20 protein-coding genes are annotated in these 25,448 nt (G+C 39.2%); 8 read left to right on the top strand and 12 right to left on the bottom strand.

What is annotated here, in order from left to right:
* Positions 1–11 precede the first annotated feature (11 nt).
* A complete protein-coding gene (locus tag ACFO5T_RS02485) occupies positions 12–3,962 on the bottom strand; it encodes a M36 family metallopeptidase (protein WP_380031754.1) in 3,951 nt (1,316 codons plus the stop codon).
* Positions 3,963–4,258: 296 nt separating this feature from the next.
* On the opposite strand from ACFO5T_RS02485, the gene ACFO5T_RS02480 reads away from it, so the two are divergent.
* Positions 4,259–5,947 (top strand): ABC transporter ATP-binding protein, encoded by a 1,689-nt coding sequence (locus ACFO5T_RS02480; RefSeq protein WP_380031752.1) that lies wholly within the window; start codon positions 4,259–4,261, stop codon positions 5,945–5,947.
* A 451-nt stretch (positions 5,948–6,398) separates the two neighbouring features.
* On the opposite strand, the gene ACFO5T_RS02475 is transcribed toward ACFO5T_RS02480, so the two are convergent.
* The 7 genes from ACFO5T_RS02475 to trhO all read right to left on the bottom strand — a co-directional run bounded on the left by ACFO5T_RS02475 (position 6,399) and on the right by trhO (position 13,882).
* The gene (locus tag ACFO5T_RS02475) at positions 6,399–7,061 is read right to left on the bottom strand and encodes a hypothetical protein (protein WP_380031750.1); all 663 of its coding nucleotides are present in this window, start codon (positions 7,059–7,061) and stop codon (positions 6,399–6,401) included.
* A gap of 3 nt (positions 7,062–7,064) precedes the next feature.
* Positions 7,065–7,721: a CoA transferase subunit B gene (locus ACFO5T_RS02470; protein ID WP_035326089.1), complete on the bottom strand. Its 657-nt coding sequence runs from the start codon at positions 7,719–7,721 to the stop codon at positions 7,065–7,067.
* 2 nt (positions 7,722–7,723) lie between these two features.
* On the bottom strand, positions 7,724–8,425 hold the full coding sequence (locus ACFO5T_RS02465) for a CoA transferase subunit A (protein WP_375252224.1): 702 nt from the start codon (positions 8,423–8,425) through the stop codon (positions 7,724–7,726).
* Between the two features lie 141 nt (positions 8,426–8,566).
* Positions 8,567–10,897, bottom strand: a complete 2,331-nt coding sequence (locus ACFO5T_RS02460; protein WP_380031748.1) for a penicillin-binding protein 1A — start codon at positions 10,895–10,897, stop codon at positions 8,567–8,569.
* A gap of 6 nt (positions 10,898–10,903) precedes the next feature.
* Positions 10,904–11,380, bottom strand: coding sequence for a gliding motility lipoprotein GldH (locus tag ACFO5T_RS02455; RefSeq protein WP_375252222.1), 477 nt, complete (start codon positions 11,378–11,380; stop codon positions 10,904–10,906).
* Positions 11,373–12,689 (bottom strand): PSP1 domain-containing protein, encoded by a 1,317-nt coding sequence (locus ACFO5T_RS02450; RefSeq protein ID WP_380031745.1) that lies wholly within the window; start codon positions 12,687–12,689, stop codon positions 11,373–11,375. Before ACFO5T_RS02450 ends, ACFO5T_RS02455 begins: the two co-directional genes overlap by 8 nt.
* 161 nt (positions 12,690–12,850) lie before the next feature.
* Positions 12,851–13,882: an oxygen-dependent tRNA uridine(34) hydroxylase TrhO gene (gene trhO / locus ACFO5T_RS02445; protein WP_380031743.1), complete on the bottom strand. Its 1,032-nt coding sequence runs from the start codon at positions 13,880–13,882 to the stop codon at positions 12,851–12,853.
* Between the two features lie 589 nt (positions 13,883–14,471).
* Here trhO and recA point away from each other — a divergent pair.
* The 3 genes from recA (at position 14,472) to ACFO5T_RS02430 (ending at position 17,695) form a co-directional block, all read left to right on the top strand.
* Positions 14,472–15,479 carry a recombinase RecA gene (gene recA, locus ACFO5T_RS02440; protein WP_035326099.1) on the top strand — a complete coding sequence of 336 codons (1,008 nt, stop codon included), beginning with the start codon at positions 14,472–14,474 and terminating at the stop codon, positions 15,477–15,479.
* Between the two features lie 222 nt (positions 15,480–15,701).
* Positions 15,702–16,247 (top strand): RNA polymerase sigma factor, encoded by a 546-nt coding sequence (locus ACFO5T_RS02435; protein WP_380031739.1) that lies wholly within the window; start codon positions 15,702–15,704, stop codon positions 16,245–16,247.
* A gap of 2 nt (positions 16,248–16,249) precedes the next feature.
* Complete coding sequence (locus ACFO5T_RS02430; protein WP_380031735.1) at positions 16,250–17,695, top strand: porin family protein; 1,446 nt, start codon at positions 16,250–16,252, stop codon at positions 17,693–17,695.
* A gap of 154 nt (positions 17,696–17,849) precedes the next feature.
* Here ACFO5T_RS02430 and ACFO5T_RS02425 read toward each other — a convergent pair whose 3' ends face one another.
* The gene (locus ACFO5T_RS02425; RefSeq protein ID WP_035335003.1) at positions 17,850–18,584 is read right to left on the bottom strand and encodes a lysophospholipid acyltransferase family protein; all 735 of its coding nucleotides are present in this window, start codon (positions 18,582–18,584) and stop codon (positions 17,850–17,852) included.
* Positions 18,585–18,655: 71 nt separating this feature from the next.
* On the opposite strand from ACFO5T_RS02425, the gene trpS reads away from it, so the two are divergent.
* The 3 genes from trpS (at position 18,656) to ACFO5T_RS02410 (ending at position 21,017) form a co-directional block, all read left to right on the top strand.
* Positions 18,656–19,627 (top strand): tryptophan--tRNA ligase, encoded by a 972-nt coding sequence (gene trpS / locus ACFO5T_RS02420; RefSeq protein WP_380031733.1) that lies wholly within the window; start codon positions 18,656–18,658, stop codon positions 19,625–19,627.
* A gap of 169 nt (positions 19,628–19,796) precedes the next feature.
* Positions 19,797–20,249: a 6-pyruvoyl trahydropterin synthase family protein gene (locus tag ACFO5T_RS02415; RefSeq protein WP_038598050.1), complete on the top strand. Its 453-nt coding sequence runs from the start codon at positions 19,797–19,799 to the stop codon at positions 20,247–20,249.
* 6 nt (positions 20,250–20,255) lie between these two features.
* Positions 20,256–21,017, top strand: coding sequence for a UDP-2,3-diacylglucosamine diphosphatase (locus ACFO5T_RS02410; RefSeq protein WP_035328878.1), 762 nt, complete (start codon positions 20,256–20,258; stop codon positions 21,015–21,017).
* A 25-nt stretch (positions 21,018–21,042) separates the two neighbouring features.
* On the opposite strand, the gene recJ is transcribed toward ACFO5T_RS02410, so the two are convergent.
* From recJ to ACFO5T_RS02395, 3 genes are read right to left on the bottom strand one after another with little or no spacing between them, the layout of a single operon-like run.
* On the bottom strand, positions 21,043–22,734 hold the full coding sequence (gene recJ / locus ACFO5T_RS02405; RefSeq protein ID WP_380031730.1) for a single-stranded-DNA-specific exonuclease RecJ: 1,692 nt from the start codon (positions 22,732–22,734) through the stop codon (positions 21,043–21,045).
* A complete protein-coding gene (locus tag ACFO5T_RS02400) occupies positions 22,734–24,287 on the bottom strand; it encodes an SPOR domain-containing protein (protein ID WP_380031727.1) in 1,554 nt (517 codons plus the stop codon). Before ACFO5T_RS02400 ends, recJ begins: the two co-directional genes overlap by 1 nt.
* 11 nt (positions 24,288–24,298) lie before the next feature.
* Positions 24,299–24,748, bottom strand: a complete 450-nt coding sequence (locus ACFO5T_RS02395; protein ID WP_035326110.1) for an OsmC family protein — start codon at positions 24,746–24,748, stop codon at positions 24,299–24,301.
* A gap of 106 nt (positions 24,749–24,854) precedes the next feature.
* Between ACFO5T_RS02395 and ACFO5T_RS02390 the strand changes: the two genes are divergently transcribed.
* Positions 24,855–25,445: a carboxymuconolactone decarboxylase family protein gene (locus ACFO5T_RS02390; RefSeq protein ID WP_035326111.1), complete on the top strand. Its 591-nt coding sequence runs from the start codon at positions 24,855–24,857 to the stop codon at positions 25,443–25,445.
* The last annotated feature ends 3 nt before the right edge of the window (positions 25,446–25,448 follow it).

Genomic DNA, 25,448 nt, shown 5'->3' with positions numbered 1-25,448 from the left:
AATGACGGGCCTTACTTTTTGATAAAGCGTTTAATCATTTTTGAACCTTCAGTCTCTACTTGAATGACATAAACGCCAGCTTCAAGTCTCGACACATCAATTGTGTTTTCAAAATTACCTTTATGAACCGCTTGACCTAGAAGGTTAAATATAGTTACAGAGGTTGCTTCTGCTCCTTGTAAGCTTATATTTAATTCCCCACGAGTAACTGGGTTAGGAAAGATTGAGAAGTCTCCTTTTCCAAAGTCTGTAAATGCCGTATCACCTTCTGTATCTCCACCAAAGGCTGCACTACTTGATACATTTACAATGTAGTCTTCTACCTCTCCATAGTTAAAGCTTCCACAAGCAGCTGGCACAGCGTTATATCTCATAACTACTCTCATACGAGTCGCTCCTTGAGCCGCTCCAGATGGTACTGTGATAGTACCACTTACTGGTGTAGCCTGCGTTGCAGAGATGGTAAGAGCCGTTTCTCCAGCATCTGCAAAGTCACCATCACGATTCCAGTCTACAAAAACAGCATAACCTTCACTGTATGTGCTTCCTGGCCACTCTGGTGTTATAGTGATTGTTGCACTACCACTTAAGGCTGTTGAGATATTTGTAAAGTCTTGGTATCCGGCAGCATTTCTACCAGAGGCGTTATCTATACTTCCTATCTGCACACGTGCGATGTACTCTTCTGTACTGTTATTACCATTTGCTGCACAGTAGCCTGTAGGTGGAGTAGTATCACCACCTCCGCCACCGGCAGTAAGAGCAACGTTATCTATTGCAACATCAGACTGCCACGTGCTACCCGTAATACGGTTAAAACGTAACTGAACTGTACCTCCCGTATAAGCATCTAAGCTCACGGTAACTGCATTCCACTGGTTGCCTTGGTTTCCTGTCTGGTTCCATAGGCTTGTCCAGGTAGTACCACCGTCTGCACTCGCTTCTAGATCTACCTGACCTCCATTTGTAGAACCATACATATGATAATCAAATGTAAAGTTTGCTTCTGTCTCTGTAGATAGATCAAAACAAGGAGAGTTTAATATCGCTCTCTTGTTTGGGTATCCTGCCCCGTTACCAGATGCTTCTACAAACATATAGAAAGATCCTTGTGATCCAGAAGATGGTCCTGTACCACTAGAAGGTGTTCCAGATGCATCACGCGTCCAGTTTATATCATCACTGCTATCTTGAGTCCATTGACCAAGTCCAGCTTCAAAACTTTCACTATATCCTGCTCCAGCGGTTGCTGTACAACCCGATGGGACTGTAGTAGTCTCTGTAGTTGCTGTTGCCGCATTACTAGCTCCAGAAACATTACCTGCTTCGTCTTTTGCTCTTACAGTAAACTGGTATGTAGTTCCCTCTGCAAGACCAGTAACATTTGCGGTAGTCACTGTAACTTCTCCTAGGTTATTAGACCCTTGGTATACATCATAAGCAACAACACCTATATTATCTGTAGAAGCGTTCCAAGATAATGCAACACTAGAGGTTGTCACATCTGTAACAACAAGACTTGTAGGAGCTGTTGGAGCTTGCGTATCTGCCGGAGCAGTACCTTCTATAGCAAATCCATCTATAGCAATATCACCTTGCCAAGAGGCAGATGTTGTTGCTCTAAATCTCAATTGTGTCGAGGCATCATATGCCGCAAGGCTTACCGTTGCATCTTGCCAAGCTGCTCCTTGATCTCCACTTAGTGACCATAACTCTGTCCACGTTTGTGAGCTATCATCTCTAGCTTCTAGTCTCACTGTACCTACTGAGTTACCTGTCATCTGGTAACTGAAAGTAGCCTCTGGAGCATTTACTCCTGCAAGGTTAAAACAAGGTGAATTTATTGTAGTAGTCTTACTTCCAAAGTTAGGACTAGATGCTTCTACATAAATATAATATGATCCTTCATTTGCTCCAGAAGGTCCTGTACTGTTAGAAGGTGTTCCTCCTGTACGAACTGTCCAGTCAAAATCATCTGATGTGTCTTGTGACCAAGCTCCTAAGGTATTTTCAAAACTTTCAGAATATGGGAAAGAACTCACAGTAGAGTTACAAGATGCTGGTGGTGGTGGTCCAGAACAACCACTCGTAAATGAAGCGACTTGATCTGTATTGGTATTTGTACCACCGTTACTATTTTCTACAGCATCTACACCTACGCCTCTTCTTGCAAAAGCATCCCATATTAAACAGTTATATTGTCCTCCATAAAGATCTTGATCTGCTTGTAATATTCCATCACGTCCAGAAACATATCCAGGGTTATTAGCCGTATTCTTAAGACCTTCTATAACAAGAGCCATTGCGATATTGTTTCCACCTGTACCATTATACTGGTCATTGTCATATCCTTCTAGATCTATAAGATCCCAAGTCATATCCCATAGTATCGTTGCAAAACCATACCCAACACCGTGAGGTACTACAAGGCTACTAACATCATTATAAGTTGTACCATTTACAGCAAGATCTGTAGCATATCTTGTAGGTCTAATTCCTGCACCTGTAGTAGGCTGCCCTATAGCATATGTACCTACCCCTCTGGCAGTATCTCTAGTATCTCCTGGGCGTATAGTCATCACTAGACCTAACCAGTCTGACCATCCTTCACCCATTTGCTCACTACCTCCTAAAGCATTTGTGCTAGGACCTCCTACAAGACGTGTAGAAATACCGTGACCATACTCGTGAGCAATAATAACATTATCTAGGTCTCCATCTCGAGTAGGGTTAGTAAATAAGAACATTTGCATTCTCGGGTTACTACCATCTGGTGGTGTTGCAAAGTTTGCATTATTTGTACCACTACCATCTTGGGCATCTGCATTTACAGAATCACTCCCTATACCACCTTTTCCATAGTTATTTTCTTGAAAGTTACCTGCTGCCTCTGTAAACCCATACTGGTACCACACATCGTGCATAATATTATTCCAGTAAAAAAGGTTTGTAGTTGCTGCTGGTAAAAACGTTGAAGGATTATTATTAAGGTTAAGTGCAAAGTCAAAGTTAAGAGCACTACCACCATTAGGACTTGTTCCAGAACCATTGTTACCATTTGTATCATCTTGAGCTAGAACGTTATTTCCTCTTGTAGTAGTAAACTCTGCTCCTGCAGAACCGTTTGTATCGTGCCACCCGTATGGTGAAGCATTTGCCACAGCAGGATCTGTTACAATCGCGCGATTACCGTGACTAGGGCTTTCTATACCTAGTGGATATACATTATAAGAGCCTCCACCCACTACTGCAGCTGCAGTAGTAGCTTTTACTGGACCATAAACTACATCTTCTTTTACATTAGAACTAGTATGATTGTGCTCGCTGTGATTTGGGTCTTCCCAAGAGCAAGACACTACCCAGTCTTCGGTTTTTAATATCTCACCAGAAGTAGCATCTACATTAACATTCCACCAGTGTTGAGCATCTAGTTGATAGATTGATACATTCCAAGTAAGGTGTAATTTGTTTCCTACAGATAGGTATCGCTTTTCTACTTTAATAGGCTCTATACTTATACCTGAGTTTGCATACTCAAAAGTGTTACCACTAGATTTTGTTACAGAAAGATTGCGAGGTGCTTGCATCTTATGATGCTGTACCACTTTTTGTATCGCATTTTCTGGAGATAAGCTAGCTGTGCTGCCTGCGCTTTTTTCTGCTATGTCTTTAACAAACTGGTTAATCTCATAAGTTACCTGTCCATTTTTTACAGTAAGCTTATATGTTCCGTTTTGGATTGGAACTCCTTGATACTTTTGCTGTACGTAAACGTGCTGTATCTCGGGGTTAAGTGATGGGACAATATCTGTTATTTCCCATTGTGCAACGTCTGTAGATTTTAGACCTACTTCTTCTGCATTTCCGCTCAAATATTTTTGGACTACGCCATCTACATTTTGAGCAATTGCTGTCGATCCTGCTAGGAGTACCAGTAGGACAAAAGAGTACAATTTTTTCATAAGTTGATTATTTAATTAATGTTGGAGAAGATTGATTAAAAACGGATTATTTATAATTTTTTAATCAAAACTTTGTATTTGGATAGTAAATAACGTGAAATCTTTAAAGAAATCGTAATTTTTTCGATGAACTACACAATTTTTTTTAACAAAAAATTAATATTTAAGCTATGTTCTACCTTAATTAACTTATTGCTCAACAAAAATTAAAGATTTCACATTTGTATAATAAGGCTCAGACGCACTCACTATAATCTCATATGCAATCTGGTATTTAAAAAACGTATTTTTGAGTTATGCAATCTCAAGAACTTCTTTCTGTAAAACAGCTTCATCTATCTTTTCGACAGCAAGGAGAGGTCAATGAAGTGATACACGGTATCTCTTTTGATTTATACCGTAATGAGATACTTGCCATTGTAGGAGAATCTGGTTCTGGAAAAAGTGTTTCTTCACTAGCCATTTTAGGTTTACTTCCTAAAAAACATACTCACATAGGTGGGCTTATCTCATTTAATGGGCAATCACTAACCACACTTTCTGAAAAAGATTTTCAAACCATACGAGGGAATGAAATCTCTATGATTTTTCAAGAGCCTATGAGCAGTCTTAATCCTTCTATGCGCTGCGGAGATCAAGTAGCGGAGATTTTAAGAAGGCATACTACGCTTTCGCGAAAGCGTATAAAAGACGAAGTACTAGCTTTATTTGAAAAAGTAAAACTCCCTACAGTATCAAAAATTTATGAGACTTATCCTCACGAAATTTCTGGAGGCCAAAAACAACGAGTAATGATTGCAATGGCCATTGCTTGTAAGCCTAAAATTCTCATTGCAGATGAGCCTACGACGGCACTAGATGTCACCGTACAAAAGGAAATTATTTTACTTCTTAAACAGCTACAACAAGAAACCGAAATGAGTGTGATCTTTATATCTCACGATTTATCGCTGGTAAGTGATATTGCAGATCGCGTACTTGTTATGTACAAAGGTGATATAGTAGAAACAGCAGAAGCACAACAACTCTTTAAGTCACCTCAACATCAATACACAAAAGCATTACTAAGCGCAAGACCTTCACTTGACGAGCGACTTAAAAAGCTTCCCACAATACAAGATTACCTCGATAATAAAACACTATCTCAAGTAGAAACAGCAGATGAACGATTTGCACATCTTAAAGAGCTTTATGAGCAACCTCCACTTCTAGAAGTTCACAATGTAGAAAAAACTTATTTTTCTAATAGTGGCATCTTTACCAAAGCTGAGGGCTTTAAAGCAGTAGATGATGTTACTTTTAAAATCTACGAAGGAGAAACGCTAGGTCTAGTGGGTGAGTCTGGATGTGGAAAGTCTACGCTAGGTAATGCGATCTTGCAACTGGACCGAGCAACCGCAGGTCATATTTTATATAAAGGAACAGACATTACACGTTTACGTGGCAAAGCGCTACGTAGTTTACGTAAAGAAGTGCAAATCATTTTTCAAGATCCATTTGCTTCTCTAAACCCTAGGCTTACCGTGGGTCAAGCTATTATAGAACCGATGGAAGTGCACAAACTATATGCCTCTACAAAGGAGCGTAAAGAGCGAGTGATGCAACTATTAGAACGCGTAGGCCTTGAGAAAGAACACTATAATAGATACCCGCACGAGTTTTCTGGAGGGCAGCGCCAGCGCATAGGGATTGCACGTACCATAGCTGTAAACCCAAAACTTATTGTGTGTGATGAGTCTGTAAGCGCGCTAGATATCTCTGTACAAGCGCAAGTACTCAATTTACTTAATGAGCTCAAAAAGGACTTTGGGTTTACTTATATTTTTATTTCTCACGATCTCGCAGTAGTAAAATATATGTCTGACCAACTTGTGGTTATGAATAATGGTAAAATAGAAGAAATAGGAGATGCAGATGCAATTTATAAAAACCCCATAAAGGCCTACACTAAGCGATTAATAGGCGCTATACCTAAAGGCATCTAGTCACTATGATTATATCATAAAGACCTTTCTTGCTAGTTTTATACAGTTTGATGTAAAATAGAAAGTATTTTGAACTCCAGTTGCGAGTTGTCTGGCTGAGTTTGTGATTTTTTTCATTCTTGCGTCAAATAGGGATTAAAACAAAATCCGCAGGGCTCCCCCCGCGGATTTCTAACAAATCATAACTCAAAACACTCTTATACGTTTAAGCTATACTATATAATGAAGTGAAATGTAGATTATCGAATATACTTTACACTTCATCGGAATCAATTACTTGATTTGGGAATGTAAATGTAAGATAATATTATAAATAGACAACAACCAAAACAGTAGAAATAATCATCAAATGTTAATATTTTGTGTATTTCGTCGAATAATTAAGTTTTTAGTCGGCTTTTTGTCGAAACCTTTAAAATTAATGCAGGTGTGTTTTCATAAAAAAACTACTCTAAGAGTGGTTAAATATTTGTGAGATTCTTCTGTTTTTCCGTTTTCCTTTCTTTCGAGTATCTGTAACCTCTTCTACTTCATAATAACTTCTTCCATAATTAGACCTTTTATCTTCACCTAATCTTTTTACAACTTGGTTTGTCATTCTTATGACAAACTCCTCCTCTTTATTAGGATATGAGATGTCATTGCCCGCACTGTCTATTTTTTTCTTTCGAGACGTAATATTAAGTTTTCTAGCTTTATAATCGTCTGTTTCAAACAGTTCATTATAGCAGTGTATAAGCTCGTGCGCAAGTACAGCCATAGGAGAATTGTACCCCTTATTTTTTGAAAACCATCGCTTACGATGATTTTTTCTAAAAACGATACCGTGTGTATCGTAAAATCCCACCGTATTTGTAGACGGCCTATAATAATTCTTGCGCTGTGAGTACACGATATTAATACCATTTGCAACATCTGCAACGAGCACATCTATAATATCAAGTGTTTTCTTTTCTCCCTCGTCTATATATGTAATGGTAAGCGCATTTGTTTTGTAAAGAAAATCAAGTGCTTTATACGTATTTTTTAAAAACCTATCACTTAAACCCTGGTAGTCTCTATCTACCACATACGTATAATTATGAGGCTTATTATTTAAGTCATAGATAATCATTAGTTACAGCTGCATCTCTAGCACATCACCATCTATAATAAGTGTTCCCTCTGTGGCTGCTTGTATTTCTTCTACAGAAACTCCAGGTGCGCGTTCTAATAGTTTAAACCCATCTGGTGTCACCTCTAGTACCGCAAGGTTACTTACTATCTTCTTTACACAACCTACGCCTGTGAGTGGAAGACTGCAACGTTTAAGAAGTTTAGACGCGCCTGCTCTATTAGTATGCATCATTGCAACGATTATATTTTCTGCGCTTGCTACAAGATCCATAGCACCCCCCATACCCTTTACCATTTTCCCGGGTATTTTCCAGTTTGCTATATCTCCATTTTCGGCGACTTCCATTGCTCCTAGTATGGTTAAGTCTACGTGCTTACCACGTATCATACTAAAACTGGTAGCACTGTCAAAAAAGCTAGCGCCAGGCAGTGTTGTAATGGTTTGTTTTCCGGCGTTTATAATATCTGCATCCTCTTCTCCATCATAAGGGAAAGGTCCCATACCTAATACTCCGTTCTCACTTTGAAACTCTACTTCTATATCATCACGTACATAGTTTGCAACTAGTGTAGGTATACCTATACCCAGGTTTACGTAGTATCCATTTTGCACCTCTTTTGCGATGCGCTGTGCGATTTGATTTTTATCTAATGCCATAATTAATCTCTTGTTCTTACCGTGCGTTGCTCTATTCTCTTCTCGTACGTCTCTCCTTTAAAGATGCGTTGTACAAAAATACCTGGTATATGTATCTGGTTAGGATCTAGCTCACCTACGGGTACAAGTTCTTCAACTTCGGCCACAGTGATGGTTGCTGCTCCACACATATTAGGGTTAAAATTACGTGCCGTTCCTTTAAAAATAAGATTACCCGCTGCATCACCTTTCCAAGCTTTGACAAAAGCAAAGTCTGCCTTAAATGCGTGCTCTAGCACGTACATCTTTCCATCAAACTCTCTTGTCTCTTTACCCTCTGCTACTTCTGTACCATAACCAGCTGGTGTGTATATTGCTGGGAAGCCTGCTTGAGCAGCTCTACAGCGCTCTGCAAGTGTACCTTGAGGTATTAACTCTACATCAAGTTCTCCGCTAAGCATCTGGCGTTCAAACTCGGCGTTTTCCCCCACATAGCTAGAGATCATTTTTTTAACCTGCTTCTTTTGTAATAACAACCCTAGGCCAAAATCATCTACTCCCGCATTATTTGATATACAGGTGAGATTATCTACATTAAGTTCTACTAGTTTTGCAATAGCGTTTTCTGGAATACCACTCAGGCCAAACCCTCCTAGCATCATCGTCATACCGCTAGTTACACCTTCAAGAGCCGCATCTACTCCGGCAACTTCTTTTGTTATCATATTCTTGGTTTTGAATGATTAAAAATACGGATTTTGTAATTGATTACGCTTTCGCGAAAGCGTACTTATCATATTGATAGGCAAAAAAAAGAGTGTGATAGACTACCACACTCTTTTAAAACTTTATTGATACTACGTTTATTAAAAATCTAACTCATCTGGAAGCTCATCATTTACACTTTCACTTTTATAGTTTTCACAATCTATGGTAATAGAAAGATCCTTAGGCTTATCAAACTCACTTTTTGAGACTTTTAAATCTTCATTCTCATAAACTCCCTTCATATACATACCCCATATAGGTAAGGCCATTGTTGCTCCCTGACCGTAATTAATGCCTGGGAAGTGTACCGCACGATCATCTCCTCCTACCCATACTCCGGTAACGAGGTTTGGAACAATACCCATAAACCATCCATCACTTTGATTTTGTGTAGTACCCGTTTTACCAGCAATTGCGTTTGTAAATCCATAAGGATACCCTGTTACTGCTTTTCTATACACAGGGTCTTTGCCACGCCAGGTATGGCGTAATCTTGATCCAGAACCAGATCTGGTTACTCCCTCCATCATCTGTAAAGTTACATAAGCAGACTCTGCACTTAGTACATCACGTGTTTCTGGCACGTGCTGGTAAAGAATAGTCCCGTTTTTATCTTGTATAGTACTTACTATTTGTGGTTTTACGTAGACTCCCTGATTTGCAAAAGCCCCGTATGCAGAGACCATTTCATAAAGACTTAAATCTGCAGTTCCTAAGGCAATAGATGGTACCGCAGGAATGTTACTAGTGTCTACCCCTAGCTTGCTTACTAGGTCTATTACTGGTTGTGGTCCTACTTTATCCATCAATCTAGCAGATACTGTATTTACAGATTGTGCAAGAGCATCTTTCATAGTAATCATTCCCCCCATCTCGCCTCCAGAGTTTTCTGGACACCAGTCTTTAGTATTACCGTGACTTCCTGCCGCAATACAATAAATAGTATTAGGCAAGGTATCACAAGGAGAGATTTTGAGTTGGTCTACCGCTGTGGCATATAAAAATGGCTTAAAGGTAGATCCTACTTGTCTCTTTCCTAACTGTACGTGATCGTACTGAAAGTGTGTCATATTATTACCTCCCACCCAGGCACGTACTTCACCGGTTTGTGGGACCATAGACATCATACCGGTACGTAAAAACTTTTTGTAATAACGTATAGAGTCACGAGGAGTCATTACTGTATCAATCTCACCTCCCCAAGAGAAGATGGTCATATCTGTCTTTATATCAAAAGACTTTCTTATTACATCTTCAGACTTTCCTTGCGCTTTCATTTTATGCCATCTAGAAGAACTTTTTATCGCGTTGTTAAAAATTCTGTCTACATCGTCTTCTTCTATATCTCTAAAAGGAGCCGTTTTATTTTTTTCGTTTTGTCTATCAAACTCTTTTTGCAATCTAGGCATATGGGCTGCAACAGCGTCCTCTGCAATTTTTTGCATACGCGAGTCTATGGTAGTGGTAATGGTAAGACCATCTCTATAAATATTGTAATAAGTAAGATTACCCTCTAGGTCCTCACCCTTTGGGTTTTCTTTTATCCAGGAGGCCATAAACTTCTTTAGGTTTTCTCTAAAGTAGGTAGCAATCCCATCTGCGTGGCCTTCTGGTGTAAATTTTACTTCCATAGGTAGGGCTTGCAGCGAGTCCTTTTCGGCAGTGGTGATCATACCGTTTTTTTCCATCTGCTTGAATACCTGATTACGTCTTCCTAGAGATTTTTCTCGAGAAATTTTACGATAAGGGTTGTACTGACGAGGGTTTTTAAGCATCGCAACAATTACTGCGCTCTCGTGTAGCTCTAGATCTTCTACATCCTTATTAAAATAAATACGTGCAGCAGAGCTTACCCCTATGGCATTAAACAAGAAGTCTTGTTTATTAAGATACATTGCAATGATTTCTTGCTTTGTATACTGTCTCTCAAGGCGGGTTGCGATAACGTACTCCTTGATTTTTTGAGCATAACGCTTCCATCCTCTCGCTGCTTGACCTGTAAATAAAAGCTTTGCAAGCTGCTGTGTTACTGTACTTGCCCCACCCTTTTGACCTAAATAAGCAAAAGCTCTTGTAGTCCCTCTAAAGTCTATACCAGAGTGATCATAATAACGCTCATCTTCTGTAGCAACGAGAGCATCTACTAGATTTTGTGGTAATTGCTCGTACTTTACAGGAGTTCTATTTTCGTTATAATAAGTCCCTAACTGTTTTCCATCTACAGAGATGATTTTTGTGGCAAGATTGCTCTCAGGGTTTTCTAACTCTTCAAAGGTTGGAAGCTCTCCAAAGGCGTTCCAGCTAGCAAGTAAAAATACGAGTACTACCAGCGCTATACCGCCCACAAAAAGTCTCCAAAACCAAGAAATATATTTACTGTAATCCCCACTACTCTCGGCAGTTTTTTTAGGAGCTTTTTTTGTTGCCATAGTTATTTATTCTTGTTTTTCTATACGTAAGCCTACTTCGGTAAGTCCTTCAAGATTTGCATCTCCATCTATATTACCGTTTTTTCTTACTGCGTGCTTTATGGTAAAGGTGTAGGTTCCGCTTTCGCGAAAGCGCACTCCTTCTCTATATACTAATTTACTTTCTTTAATATCACCAAAACCGTCTCCCATCCAGGTGCCATCTGGGTTTGCCATCTCGTACTCTAGTGTATCTGTAATGGTTCTCCCACGCGGAAACTGCATTTCTGTTATTAAAAACAGGTTACTGTACGGGTATTCATTATTGTTGCGCACAGTGATAAATGTATCGTATACCTGCATACTATCTAGCTCTGTAACTTCTAATACAACGGGCTCGTCTATCTTCCAAGAGTCACCTAGCGAAATATAACTATGGTACACTTGCTTTGAATCGCAAGACGCACAAAGTATGATGAGTATACCTAGTAATACGTTACGCATTAGGTTTTGGTTTATGAGGACGCTTTTTATTTCTGTTATTTGGTTTTGTACCACCTTGTTTTTGTCCTTCTTTTTGAGGTTTTTGTGTGGTTTTAGCCTTCTGGCCGCCTTGCTTAGACTTTTTAGGACCTTTAGTTTGTGTGCGCTTTGCTTGTGGTTTATTATCGCTATTGCTACGCTTTTTCTTGCGATTGTTGCGGCGCTTATTAGAAGTTTTAGGCTTATCAAAACGGGTGAGGCTGTCTTGCCCTACCACGTTGCCAAAATCTACAGTAGTCTCTACAATAAGCTCTGATGCAAATTCTTCTAGACTTGCAACAGGTTCTTTTTTTCTATTTGCAGTGATAATCTCATTTGCGTGATCTGTAGTGAGCTCGTGCCAGTTCATCCACTCGCCTTCATAAGCATACCATAGTCTACCCTGAAAGATGTCTATCTTCTGGCATACTGCTGTACCCTTCTTAGTATAAAGTTTTGTTTCTGTTTTTGGAAAACTCTTTAAGGCATCCATATAAGCATCAAGCTCATAATTAAGACAGCACTTTAATTTACCACATTGCCCTGCAAGTTTTTGAGGGTTAAGTGATAGTTGCTGGTATCTTGCTGCACTGGTTGTTACAGATCTAAAATCTGTTAACCACGTAGAGCAACATAACTCACGACCACAAGATCCTATACCTCCCAGACGAGCTGCCTCCTGGCGTAAACCTATCTGGCGCATCTCTATACGAGTACGGAACTCTTGTGCAAATTCTTTTATGAGCTGTCTAAAGTCTACACGATCTTCTGCCGTGTAGTAAAAAGTAGCTTTTGAAGCATCTCCTTGAAACTCTATGTCTGAGATTTTCATCTGCAGTTGTAGGCGTATTGCGATCTGTCTCGCACGTACCTTCATAGGTTCTTCCTTCTCACGAGCAGTAGTCCAGATATCTATATCACGCTGTGATGCTTTACGATAAATCTTAAGAGTGTCTGGTGTATCTTGTTTTATTTTCTTGCGTTTCATCTGCACGCGCACAAGTTCTCCCGTGAGGGTTACCATCCCTATATCGTGACCAGACTCTGCCTGTGTCGCAACAATATCACCTATACTAAGGGTGATTTTATCATCATTTTTATAGTAGTTCTTACGTCCGTTTTTAAACCGTACTTCTACATAATTAAAAGCTTCTTGTCCCTCTGGAAGAGACATATTAGAAAGCCAGTCAAACACCGTAAGTTTATTACATCCATCTGTCCCACAGGTTCCGTTGTTTTTACAACCCTTAGGAGATCCGTCTGCACCTGTGCCACAATTGCCACACGCCATATTATTTATATTTAGAAGGTTTATCACTCTATATCAATCACTGTGACTGCAACAGTAGTGTAAACACGTTATTTTTTTGTTCAAAACTGAACTATGGATAAAGATAGGTAATCTCAAGCGCCTTTGCCAAACAGAAAATTGTAAGTTCTACTTCTACAGTCTTACTTCTTAAAAGCTAGCTTCTCAGATCTTCCTTTTTTAAATATCTTATTACTATTTCCTTTACCAGAACGTAATTTCTTTTGCTCTTCGTATGGGAGTGCGTTTATCTCTGCACACTCTGTAGAGCAGCAATTTTGGTTTGCTTCTGCACACTCTTCACATTGTATAAATAGAAGGTGGCAAGCCTCATTTGCACAGTTTACGTGCTCATCACAAGGCTTTCCACACTGGTGACAGTTAGAAATCACATCGTCAGAGATGCGCTCCCCACGACGATGGTCAAAAACAAAGTTTTTACCCTTAAATTTATTATCAAGCTTCTCTGCCTCTACCTGGCGAGCATATTCTATAATACCTCCCTCAAGCTGAAACACGTTTTTAAACCCTTTATGTTTAAAATAAGCACTAGCCTTCTCACATCGTATCCCACCGGTACAATACATTACTAGTTTTTTATCTTCTTTGTGATTTTTAAGATCTTCTTCTATAATATCAAGACTATCTCTAAAGGTATCTACATCTGGAGTGACTGCATTTTTAAAGTGACCTATCTCACTCTCATAGTGATTGCGCATATCAACCAGCACCGTATTATCATCTTCTATGAGCTCATTAAAGGTAGATGCATTTACGTGCACACCCTTATTAGTCACATCAAAAGTCTCATCCTCTAGTCCATCTGCCACAATCTTGTGGCGCACCTTTACCTTGAGCTTTAAAAAAGATTTATTATCCTGCTCTCTAGCTATATTAAGGCGTACATTTTCTAAGAAGTTTATACCGTCTAGGTGTTCCTTAAACTCAGTAAATCGCTTTGCCGGCACAGACATCTGGGCATTAATCCCTTCGTGAGCGACGTATATTCTACCTAAAGCCTCCATCGCATCCCAAGCAATGAAAAGGTGATTTCTAAAAAGTTCTGGATTACCAATTTTATGGTACTTGTAAAAGGAGAGTGTAAGACGTTCTTCTCCAGCTTGTTCTATAAGCTGAGCTCTCTCTTTTGCGCTTAGTTTATTGTACAGGTGCATACTATACTTTGTTTAAGTTAAAAGAAAAATAATTGCGGCAAAGGTACATTTTCTAATGTCAAGGCACAAAAAATGCCTTTACATCGATATAAAGGCATTTTTTGTGAATCGTGGCTAATTCAGATTTTTACTTATTTCTTTTGTCATAAGCACTCTTTATATATCACTATGTCGCTTTGGGCCTTCCTTTTCATATGTGCGTGCATCATTTTAAAACGGACCTATGTTAAGGGAATTATTGTTTTAAACGGGTTAATAATTCAACTTTCAATACTACTTCATAGTAAAGACGCCATAATTCTAAAAGGTTGCGTGTTTAAAGAAAAAATTACATTACACACTAGCTGCTAGACATTTACTTCTCTTTTTTAATTAGAAACCTATTTATTCTACACGAGATTGGAATAATTCCTTTTTAAATTAGTAAAGATTCCAAATTTTAGTATCTTCGCCATACAAACTTCCTATATACTTCATTTACATAAGTATATTAATTAAGAGATGATGTTGAGAACTATTACGCTTTCGCGAAAGCGTACCTTGCCAAAGCCTCTTTTAAAAGTTATTTTTACAAGACAAAAAAGAAGATATGAGCAGCGAAAAAGATGCAAAACTAAAAGCCCTAAAACTCACCCTTGATAAACTAGATAAAACTTATGGTAAGGGTGCCGTAATGAAAATGGGTGACCAAGCCATAGTAGATGTTGAGTCTATACCTACAGGATCTTTGGGTCTTGATGTGGCGCTGGGCGTAGGAGGATATCCTCGCGGTCGTGTTATTGAGATTTATGGCCCAGAATCTTCTGGTAAAACAACCTTAACACTACACGCCATTGCAGAGGCACAAAAGGCTGGAGGTATTGCAGCATTTATTGATGCAGAGCACGCCTTTGATCGTTTTTATGCAGAAAAACTAGATGTAGATATAGACAACCTTATTATCTCACAACCAGATAATGGAGAGCAAGCTCTAGAGATTGCAGATAATTTGATACGCTCTGGCGCTATTGATATCGTAGTAATTGACTCTGTAGCGGCGCTTACTCCAAAAAGCGAGATAGAAGGAGAGATGGGAGACTCAAAAATGGGACTTCACGCGAGATTAATGTCACAGGCACTACGTAAACTTACGGGATCTATAAGCAAGACTAATTGTACGGTTATCTTTATTAACCAGCTTCGTGAGAAGATAGGAGTTATGTTTGGAAACCCAGAGACTACTACGGGTGGTAATGCTCTTAAGTTTTATGCTTCTGTGCGTTTAGATATACGTCGTTCTACACAAATAAAAGACAGCAATGCAAACGTAATGGGTAACAAAACTCGCGTTAAGATTGTAAAAAATAAAGTCGCTCCACCTTTCCGTATGGCAGAATTTGATATTATGTATGGAGAAGGAGTTTCAAAAGTAGGAGAGATTATAGATATAGGTGTGAACTATGAGATTATAAAAAAAGCTGGTTCTTGGTTTAGCTATCAAGATACTAAGCTTGGGCAAGGTAGAGATGCTGTAAAAGCATTACTACTAGACAACCCAGATCTTATGGAAGAGCTAGAGACAAAAATACACGCTGCTATAAAAGCTAGCAACGAATAATTTACCCACTCATATTTTATATAAAAACCTCCTGCTCAGGAGGTTTTTTTTATTACCACGCAACCTTTGCACCTTTTTTGCATCTATAAATTGCAAACTAGAATATAAAACCCCTGTTATACGAATAGACGTGATTTTACGGTATCACAAAGTGGAAGAAAGAACCCTTTAAAAAGATATCTGTTCTTATATTTATGAGAACATAAACAAAACCAACAACAGTTGAGTCAAGACCAACTCATAAAAAACTGTAAAAAGAAGCAACCTAAGGCACAGGCCGATTTATACAAGCGCTATGCGAGTGTACTCTTTTCTGTTTGTCTCAAATATGCTCCTAATTACACCGAAGCAGAAGATGTTCTGCAGGATGCGTTTATAACTATTTTTGATAAAATCACTCAGTATAAAAATAAAGGTTCTTTTGAGGGCTGGTTAAAAAGGGTTGTGATAAACACAGCGTTACAGCGATATCGCAAACCAGGAGTTTATAGTCTTGTAAATGAAGAAAATATTAAAGAGGTAGAAGTTGAGGTAGAAGAAGATGCTATCCCACTAGATTACTTACTTAGTATTATACAAGAGTTACCAGATCGTTATAGAATGGTTTTTAACCTTTATGTAATGGATGGTTATTCACATAGAGAAATATCGGAATTGCTTACTATTTCTCAAGGCACCTCAAAGTCAAATCTTGCGCGTGCTAGAATGATATTAAAAGAAAAAATTGAGACGAGTCTGCATAGCTTGCAGAGTAAATCTCACCTATAGTAATGAAGGAGAAGAAGAACATAGACAGACTTTTTCAAGAAAAGTTCAAAAACTTTGAAGCACACCCTAGCGAGCGTGTATGGGCAGGTATTGTCAAAAATCAAAAAAAAGATAACCGCAGAGTTATACCTCTATGGTGGAAAGTGGGTGGTATTGCCGCAGGGCTTTTGTTACTTTTTGGACTTGGCACATTATTACTCCCTTCAGATTCTACTGAGGCGACACCTCTTGTAAATCAAGATATAATCACCACACAATCTGAAACAAATCAATCTGTAGTAAAAAATTCAATAGATACTAGAGAACAACAAACAACAGATCAAATAACGATTACTAGCAACGAGCAGGTTATCGCTACGACCAACTTATCTCAAAGAAATTCTCAAACAAAGAGCAACATAACTACTACTAGTAACGCTAGTGGATTAAAGAGTGGTAAGACATCTAGAAGTAATTCTAAAATTAATACATCGCCCCTTAGTAGTGAATCAAATGGACTTATTGCATACAGCGATGTAAATAATACGACTACATCTTCTACAGAAAAGAAGGCAACTACCACAAATCAAGTAACAAAAGATCAAAAAACAATAATAGGAAAAGAAGATAAGCCTACTACTGTTGCAGCAAATGAAACGGTTGCCACAAAAGAAAAAGACCTCGTAGAAGAAGCAAAACAAATTGAACTTAGCAAAGAAGAAAACACAGTTGCGCTAGAAGAAGAAAACACAAACAACTCAAGATGGGATGTAGGCGCTGTAGCAGCACCTGTATATTATGGAGATTTTGGAGGGTCTGGGCTTGATAAGCAATTTGCAGATAATGATAAGTCTGGTGATGTAAATCTGAGTTATGGAGTACAAGTAAGTTATGCCGTCAGTCCTAAATTAAAAATACGTACTGGTGTAAACAATGTAGATCTTAGTTATAACACAAATGACATTTCATTTTCTACTAACAGCTTGGGGCGTGCACTTAGAGGAGTAAATTATGCAGATAATGCAAAAACTATTGCCATTGCAGACAATAGTACGACTCAAAATAATTTTAATGCAGAGGGCGCTATTCCAAACATTGGAGTCACTGCAAATGGGTCATTACAACAGCAACTAAGTTACCTCGAAGTACCTCTTGAAGCAGTTTATGTGATCTCAGATAAACGCGTGGGGGTATCACTAGTGGGAGGTGTAAGCACATTATTTCTTAATAATAACGAAGTAATTCTTTCATCAAACGAGTTTAGTACCAACCTAGGTACAGCAAGCGGAGTAAATGACGTAAGCTTTACCACAAACATAGGGGTAGGATTAGATTATAAAATGACAGATAAGGTCATATTTAATATAGAACCGTCACTTAAATATCAACTCAACAGTTTTGATAATACAGTGGTAGACTTTCAGCCGTATTACTTAGGGGTATACACGGGTGTTCGTTATAAGTTCTAGTAAGATGCTATGCCAAGTGTAGTTTACTTGGTATTAGGTTAGTTTTTTAGTTGGTTAGGTAATCATTGCGCTTGCAGTGGTAACAAAAAAGGCTCCGCTGGTTACGGAGCCTTTTATTTTTTATGGAGGTTATTACGCTTTCGCGAAAGCGTACTCAAACCCCTTTCAATTCTTCTAGAATAATGGCTCTAGTTTGTTCTCTAAGCGGCTTTTTATCGTCTTGAGTCATTCCTTCTGTAGGTATAAATGAATGTACTTTTGCACGCATCACCCCAGGTTCACCCTCAAAAAATGAATAAGGAAATCTCTTTTTATTATCATAAAACGTCATAGGCACGATAGGCAGCTTATGATCTATGGCAAGTCTAAAAGCACCGTCCTTAAAAGTGTCTAGCACTATAGAAGTATCATCTGGCACGCCACCTTCTGGAAAAATACAGATACTAAACCCCTGACTGAGCCTGCGCTGTGCTTGATCAAAAACCTGCTTGCGGCTACGCGCATTACCTCTATCTACAAGAATACAGGTACGTTTATAGAAAAACCCAAAGAGCGGGAGCTTTGCAAGCTCTGCTTTCCCCACAAACACAAAAGGACTTTTTGCAAGGTGCAACATAAGCAAGATATCCATCATAGAGGTGTGGTTACTCACCAGCATATATCCTTTGCCACGCACAAACTTTTCTTCACGAGTCACTTTTGGAAATAATCCCATAAGGAGCATAATTGTGCGTGCCCATATTTGAGCAAGTCTAAAAAACATACCATACCAGGTTTCCTTAAGGATACTTATAATAAGTAATGGAGATAATATGAGAATGACCACGAGCATTAAAAAGTAAAACCATACTTTCCAAAGTGCGACCGCTATTTTTCTTAATATGTGCATTCTTCCAAAAATAGGTAATTCACCCTATGCAATGAACAGAAAAAGTTAACTTTGCTTTTTACTTAAATTTTATGTCAAGAATACTTACCGGAGTGCAAAGTACAGGCACACCACACTTAGGAAATTTACTTGGAGCTATTATACCAGCGATTGAGATGGCAAATAACCCTGCAAATGAGTCTTTTCTCTTTATTGCAGATATGCACTCGCTCACGCAAATAAAAGACGGAGCACAGCTACGTCACAACACCTACAGTACAGCAGCTACGTGGCTGGCCTTTGGTCTTGACATTAATAAAACGGTTTTTTACAGACAGAGCGACGTACCACAAACGGCAGAGCTTACTTGGTATTTGAGCTGTTTCTTCCCGTACCAGCGACTTACACTTGCTCACAGTTTTAAGGATAAAGCAGACCGTCTAGAAGATGTAAACGCAGGTTTATTTACCTACCCTATGCTTATGGCGGCAGATATCTTGCTGTATGATGCAGAGGTTGTGCCCGTGGGTAAAGATCAAGCGCAGCATATTGAGATGACGCGCGACGTGGCAAGCCGTTTTCACGCAGCTACAAAAACAGAAGTTTTTGTACTACCAGAAGCAAGTCACAATGAGGATACAATGTACATACCAGGTACAGACGGCGCAAAGATGTCTAAGTCTAAAGGAAATATTATAGATATCTTTTTACCAGATAAGAAGCTACGTAAGCAAATTATGGGGATAAAAACAGACAGTACTCCTATGGAGGAACCTATGGAAACTGAGGGCTGTAATGTGTTTAACCTTTATAAATTACTAGCAACTCCAGAACAAGTAGACCGCTTACGCGAAAATTATAAACGTACAGATTTTGGCTACGGTCACGCAAAGCAAGCTGTATATGAGGTAATCATAGAGAAGTATGCTGCACAACGTGAGAAGTATGCGTACTATATGGATAACCTCAACGAGATAGATGCTGCATTAAAAGTAGGAGCAGAAAAAGCAACCAAGGTTGCAAATGGAGTGATTGATCGTGTGCGTAAAGTGGTTGGGTATTAACAAACTAAAATAGAAATAGTATGGACATTATGAGCTTTTTAAGCGGTAACGGTTTGTTCCTCATCTTGGGACTTGTATTGATTATCGTAGTTTTGTACAACAAATTTAGAAACAGACGTTAAGTCGTATAGGTTTCAATTTTCGCGAAAGCGAAAACCAATAATACAGTATGTCAAAAATTAGAATCACAAAACAGTTTACCTTTGAGACAGGTCACGCGCTTTATGGCTATGACGGCAAGTGCAAGAATGTACACGGACACAGTTACAAACTTAGCGTTACCGTAATAGGAGAGCCTATTACAGATACAGGCAACGCAAAGCTGGGAATGGTTATCGACTTTGGTGACTTAAAGAAAATTGTAAATAGAGAGATTGTAAACGTTTTTGATCACGCTACCGTTTTTAATAAAAACACACCGCACGTAGAGCTTGCAAAAGAACTATCTGATCGTGGTCACGATGTACTACTTGTAGATTACCAGCCTACGAGTGAGATGATGGTGATAGACTTTGCTGCAAAGATTCAATCATTTTTACCAGATACAATAAAATTACACTCACTACGCCTTTCTGAAACAGCAACAAGTTATGCAGAGTGGCACGCGGCAGATCAACTCTAGATGACTATTAACCTCCCAAAAGGAAAGAAAATATACTTCTCAAGTGATAATCACTTGGGTGCTCCCACTATGGAGGAAAGTAGACCGCGAGAGCGCATATTCTTGCAGTGGCTGGAGATGGCTCGCAAGGATGCGCAGGCTATTTTCTTAATGGGTGATCTTTTTGACTTTTGGTTTGAGTATAAAACTGTAGTGCCTAAAGGTTTTGTGCGCACACTAGGCAAACTTGCCGAGATGCGTGATGAAGGCATCGAGATTTATTTTTTTGTAGGGAATCACGACCTATGGATGAACGGCTATTTTGAAGAAGAGCTGGGCATTCCCGTTTATCACGACCCTAAGGTGTTTACTATAGATGATAAGAAGTTCTTTTTAGGTCACGGAGACGGCTTAGGCCCTGGAGATAATGGCTATAAGCGTATGAAGAAAGTCTTCCGTGGTAAGTTTTTTCAGTGGTTATTTCGCTGGGGACATCCAGATATTGGGATGAAAATTGCTCAGTATATGTCTGTAAAAAACAAGCTCATCTCTGGTGATGATGATCACGTGTTTCTTGGGGAAGAAAATGAGTGGCTTGCAGCTTATGCAAAGCGCAAACTTGAGACTGCTCACTATGATTATTTTGTTTTTGGGCACCGTCACTTACCTATGACCATACAGGTGGGAGAAAACAGTACCTATTACAACATAGGTGACTGGATTGCACACTACACTTATGGAGTGTATGATGAGAATGGCTTTAAACTCGAGGAGTTTCTCAAGAAATAAATTGTCATAAGGAAAGGCCTAGATATTACTTAATATCTTTTAGTCTGAGCTGGAGGCTTACATTACCATTCCACTCATTTTCATCTATGGCGTAGGCTGCCATAAATGGCTTTTTATTTGTAATTAAATCATACTTATCGCCTAGATTAAAACCTATACACCCTATCTGTGTGCCTCGGCTGTTTTGAACAACAGCCGCTTTAAGATGTGTTTGATCTGCTCCTACTTTTTTACCATAACCCGTATCTGTCAAGTTTTTAGTCATAAAAGTAGGTGACATATTACGTGGCCCAAACGGTGCAAACTGCTTTATAATACGGTGAAACTTAGGCGTAATATCTGCGAGGTTTATCTCACTATCTATAGAAATTTCTGGCACTAGCAAGCGCTCATCACAACTAGCGGCAACCACCTCCTCAAACTTTGCTTTAAAAGCCTCATATTGCTCTGGTAACAAAGTGAGTCCTGCAGCATATTTATGTCCACCAAACTGCTCTATATGCTCCGCACACTCGTGTAGAGCATTATAAACATCAAAACCTTTTACAGATCTCGCAGAGGCTGCATACTTATCACCACTTCTTGTAAAAACAAGAGTGGGTCTGTAATATGTCTCAATAAGTCTAGAAGCCACAATCCCTATCACCCCTTTATGCCAGTCTTCTTGAAAAACAACGGTAGTTTTATTTCCCTCCTCTTGATTCTCTATAATTTGATCTAGAGCTTGCTGAGTAATACTCTTATCTGCTTCCTTTCGGTCGGAGTTATATTGCTCTATCTCTGATGCAAACTTGGTTGCTGTCTCTAGATCTGTCTCTCGTAATAAGCTCACCGCGTGGTTACCGTGCACCATTCTTCCCGCGGCATTTATACGTGGGCCAATAATAAAAACAACATCTGTGATGGTAAGGGTTTCCTTTTTGACTTGCTTTATAATGGCTTCAAATCCGGCTCGAGGTGCTTGGTTAATTACATTAAGCCCGTGATAGGCAAGTATTCTGTTTTCGCCTGTGATAGGTACAATATCTGCGCCTATTGCGGTGGCAACAAGATCTAGGTAAGGAAGAAGCTCTTCAAAATTTTGCTTTCGCGAAAGCGCAATTGCACTTATAAGTTTAAAACCTACACCACACCCGCATAACTCATCATAAGGATACGTGCAATCTTCTCTTTTTGGGTCTAAAATAGCAACCGCATCCGGCAGCTGATCACCGGGTCTGTGGTGATCACAAATAATAAAGTCAATTCCTTTTTCTTTTGCATAAGCGACTTTCTCAATCGCTTTCACACCACAATCTAGTGCGATAATGAGTGTCATATCATTATCTGCAGCAAAGTCTATACCCATATAAGAAACACCATAACCCTCTGCATAACGGTCTGGAATGTAGGTTGCCACCTGCGGGTGAATGGTGTCGAGATAAGAACTCATCAAGGCGACACTCGTGGTACCATCTACATCATAATCACCAAATACTAGGATGTTTTCGCCTTGAGCTATTGCCTGCTCGATACGTGCTACAGCTTTATCCATATCTTTCATCAAGAATGGATCGTGCAAAGCATCTAGCGAAGGTCTAAAAAAGCTTTTTGCTTTCTCAAACGTGTCAATATCTCGCTGTATAAGGAGTGTTGCAATAGGAGCTTCTACTCCCAGCTCTTGTGCTAGTTTTGCTATTTTTTGTGCTTCTGGTTTTGGTTTTAAAGTCCAGCGCATTAATTAAGGTTCGTTTTAAGCATCCACGTTTTTTCTAAACCTGGTATTTGTTTAATCACTTTAAGTTTATCGTACATAGAGGCGGCATCCTTACCCGCCTCTGTAAATACATAAAAGAGCTCATTATCTGGGCGGTAAAACATTTGTGGCTGTAAATCTTTTTGTTGCAACGTTTTCATCCACCGCTCTGCATTTGAAATGTTAGAAAATGCGTTTGTAATAATGTAATACCCCGGCGCTATACCTTCTATAGTAATTGACGGCTTTTCTAATAAAGCGGCTAGGTCTTTATTCACTACCGCTGGTGGCTCGTATTTTTTCTCTTCGTTTACGGTAACATCTGGCACCGCAATTGCTACTTTTTGGTTTACAATAACTTTTTTAGGCTTAGGTACAACCGGTTCTTTTACAGGAGCAACGGTAGCAGTCTCTGCGGTAGGCGATCCTACACGCTTCTCATTATAATAGCGCTCACTTATGGTGGTTTGGAAAGCGGTAAAAAATAAAAAGAAACGATCTGAGCGTGTTTTAAATTTCATTTTTACACCACCCGTGCTGTTTGCAATAATCTTATTTTGAGCTGTAGGTATTTTAATTTTTGCAAGGTCAAAACCTAACGTATTAAGACTGCTAGGCACTCTTTTTGTAAACCGCTTGTCGTTTATAGTAATGGTACTGTTAAAGAAGTTGCTCGAAGCTCTCACCTCATTATCTAGTGTGACAAATATTTTAGTTTGTGGATCAAAAATACTTATCTCATCACGACCTAAGTTACCATCACCCTCCAGTGCTCCTATAGTTACAGCTGTCTCTAGCTCACCATTTTCTGAGGATTGAAAATTTCCAAAATCAATTTCTACGGCTTTTTTATTTACAAATTCAAGTCCATTAAACGTAGTGATATATTGTAGTGGCTCACTATCGTCTTCATACACCACGTATAGTAACCATCCAGCAGAGCTTCCTCCTATAATTTCACCTTGAGTGGCACTTACATTTGCGACTGTAACCTCCCCATCTACAAAAGCCTGCATTTGTTCTGTTACATCTGCCACGCACGCATATGGTGCTCTAGATTTTACAGAAACATTAGTTGCATTTTCTCCATCATACACTAGGGAACCACGCACGCGTTGATAAGTTCCGTTAGGTAATTTTAGTAGTACTTCTTGTATGTCGTGAGCACGCTCATCAAGCATTTTATGATAGACCTTACCATCTTTCATACGTTTGCCACTGCGCTCACCATTATAGGTGCCAGACCAGTGCAAACCAGCATAAACAATCTTAACATCTTTTTTAAGATTAAGATATGCGCTACTAGAGCTCCAGGTACTGGCATCATTATCTATGTCTACATACTTCATCTTAAACTCATCGTTCACCTTTTCTAAGTCATTAAATGGCTTTTCGGTGTTTTTGCTCAAGATATTATTGCCTATTACAGCTGTGTTACCACGCACATAAAATTCTTTATCACGTGTAAAAGCTTGTGAATCTTGAGCGATTGCAATGGTAGGTAGCGCGCAGAGTAAGAGTAACAGTTTTCTCATTACTGGCTGGGTTATGAGTTGCTAGTTTCTAAGGCGGCTTCTGGGTGGTAGTGAACCGCTATTTCTAGCTTACAGAATTTTCTAAACATTTCCATAACCCCACAGTATTGCTCTTCAGAGAGTGTTACTGCTTTTTGGATTTTTTCTTCATTTAAGTCATCACCATAAAAGTGATAATCTAGCCATACGGTGTGATATGTTTTAGGGTGCTCCTCTGTGAGTTCTCCTTTTACGACCATTTTAAATTTAGGTACATCTACCCTCATCTTGTTGAGTACAAATACCACATCAAGACCAGTACATCCCGCAAGACCAGAAAGCATCATTGCCTTAGGACCCATCCCGTCGTTATTACCTCCATTTTCTGGAGAAGTATCTATGAGTACTTTATAACCTGTAGGGCTATCTGTCTCAAATTGCATTCCTTGTTTATAGATTGTAGTTACTGTATGTCCAGCCATTTTATGTGTGATTTTCTTAAAAAATGAAGGTACAAAATTGGTAGATAAAATGCCTATATTGCTTTCGCGAAAGCGTAAATAAGAACATTAATTTAAAATATATACGATGCCATTAGTAACACCACTCTCTGCCGAGCACGACGAAACAACCAAAGAACTTGCCCTGTTTTTTAATGAGACACTAGGCTTTTGTCCCAACTCGGTACTTACAATGCAGCGTCGTCCAGATATCTCACGTGCATTTATAAATCTCAACAAAGCCGTGATGGCAAACCAAGGCCGAGTAACTTCTGCCTTAAAACGTATGATTGCTTGGGTGTCTAGTAATGCAACTGGATGTCGTTACTGCCAGGCGCACGCTATACGTGCTGCAGAGCGTTATGGAGCAGAGCAAGAGCAACTAGATAACATCTGGGAGTATCGCACACACGATGCCTTTTCTGATGCTGAGCGTGCTGCGCTAGATTTCTCTCTGGCAGCAAGCCAAGTACCGAATGCCGTAGATGCAAAAATCAAGGAAGAATTATACAAATACTGGGATGAAGGTGAGATTGTAGAAATGCTGGGAGTGATTTCACTCTTTGGATACCTTAACCGCTGGAACGACTCGATGGGAACTACGCTAGAGGAAGATGCCATAGATTCTGGAAATCAATACCTCGGAAAGCACGGATTTGAAGTAGGGAAACACGTGTAAATC

Origin of the sequence: Dokdonia genika (assembly GCF_042652845.1) — a bacterium.
Taxonomy (GTDB): Bacteria; Bacteroidota; Bacteroidia; order Flavobacteriales; family Flavobacteriaceae; genus Dokdonia; species Dokdonia donghaensis.
The sequence above is the reverse complement of the archived record's forward strand: the minus strand, read 5'-3'. Positions and strand labels throughout refer to the sequence as shown.

What these genes read in the sequence shown, in the direction of transcription:
- ACFO5T_RS02455 (WP_375252222.1), bottom strand. Translation starts at nt 11,380, where the DNA reads ATGCGTAACGTATTACTAGGTATACTCATCATACTTTGTGCGTCTTGC.
- ACFO5T_RS02400 (WP_380031727.1), bottom strand. Translation starts at nt 24,287, where the DNA reads ATGAGAAAACTGTTACTCTTACTCTGCGCGCTACCTACCATTGCAATC.
- trpS (WP_380031733.1), top strand. Translation starts at nt 18,656, where the DNA reads ATGTCAAGAATACTTACCGGAGTGCAAAGTACAGGCACACCACACTTA.
- trhO (WP_380031743.1), bottom strand. Translation starts at nt 13,882, where the DNA reads ATGCACCTGTACAATAAACTAAGCGCAAAAGAGAGAGCTCAGCTTATA.
- ACFO5T_RS02425 (WP_035335003.1), bottom strand. Translation starts at nt 18,584, where the DNA reads ATGCACATATTAAGAAAAATAGCGGTCGCACTTTGGAAAGTATGGTTT.
- ACFO5T_RS02480 (WP_380031752.1), top strand. Translation starts at nt 4,259, where the DNA reads ATGCAATCTCAAGAACTTCTTTCTGTAAAACAGCTTCATCTATCTTTT.
- ACFO5T_RS02460 (WP_380031748.1), bottom strand. Translation starts at nt 10,897, where the DNA reads ATGGCAACAAAAAAAGCTCCTAAAAAAACTGCCGAGAGTAGTGGGGAT.
- ACFO5T_RS02470 (WP_035326089.1), bottom strand. Translation starts at nt 7,721, where the DNA reads ATGGCATTAGATAAAAATCAAATCGCACAGCGCATCGCAAAAGAGGTG.
- ACFO5T_RS02415 (WP_038598050.1), top strand. Translation starts at nt 19,797, where the DNA reads ATGTCAAAAATTAGAATCACAAAACAGTTTACCTTTGAGACAGGTCAC.
- ACFO5T_RS02475 (WP_380031750.1), bottom strand. Translation starts at nt 7,061, where the DNA reads ATGATTATCTATGACTTAAATAATAAGCCTCATAATTATACGTATGTG.
- ACFO5T_RS02485 (WP_380031754.1), bottom strand. Translation starts at nt 3,962, where the DNA reads ATGAAAAAATTGTACTCTTTTGTCCTACTGGTACTCCTAGCAGGATCG.
- ACFO5T_RS02390 (WP_035326111.1), top strand. Translation starts at nt 24,855, where the DNA reads ATGCCATTAGTAACACCACTCTCTGCCGAGCACGACGAAACAACCAAA.
- ACFO5T_RS02430 (WP_380031735.1), top strand. Translation starts at nt 16,250, where the DNA reads ATGAAGGAGAAGAAGAACATAGACAGACTTTTTCAAGAAAAGTTCAAA.
- recJ (WP_380031730.1), bottom strand. Translation starts at nt 22,734, where the DNA reads ATGCGCTGGACTTTAAAACCAAAACCAGAAGCACAAAAAATAGCAAAA.
- ACFO5T_RS02395 (WP_035326110.1), bottom strand. Translation starts at nt 24,748, where the DNA reads ATGGCTGGACATACAGTAACTACAATCTATAAACAAGGAATGCAATTT.
- recA (WP_035326099.1), top strand. Translation starts at nt 14,472, where the DNA reads ATGAGCAGCGAAAAAGATGCAAAACTAAAAGCCCTAAAACTCACCCTT.
- ACFO5T_RS02450 (WP_380031745.1), bottom strand. Translation starts at nt 12,689, where the DNA reads ATGGCGTGTGGCAATTGTGGCACAGGTGCAGACGGATCTCCTAAGGGT.
- ACFO5T_RS02465 (WP_375252224.1), bottom strand. Translation starts at nt 8,425, where the DNA reads ATGATAACAAAAGAAGTTGCCGGAGTAGATGCGGCTCTTGAAGGTGTA.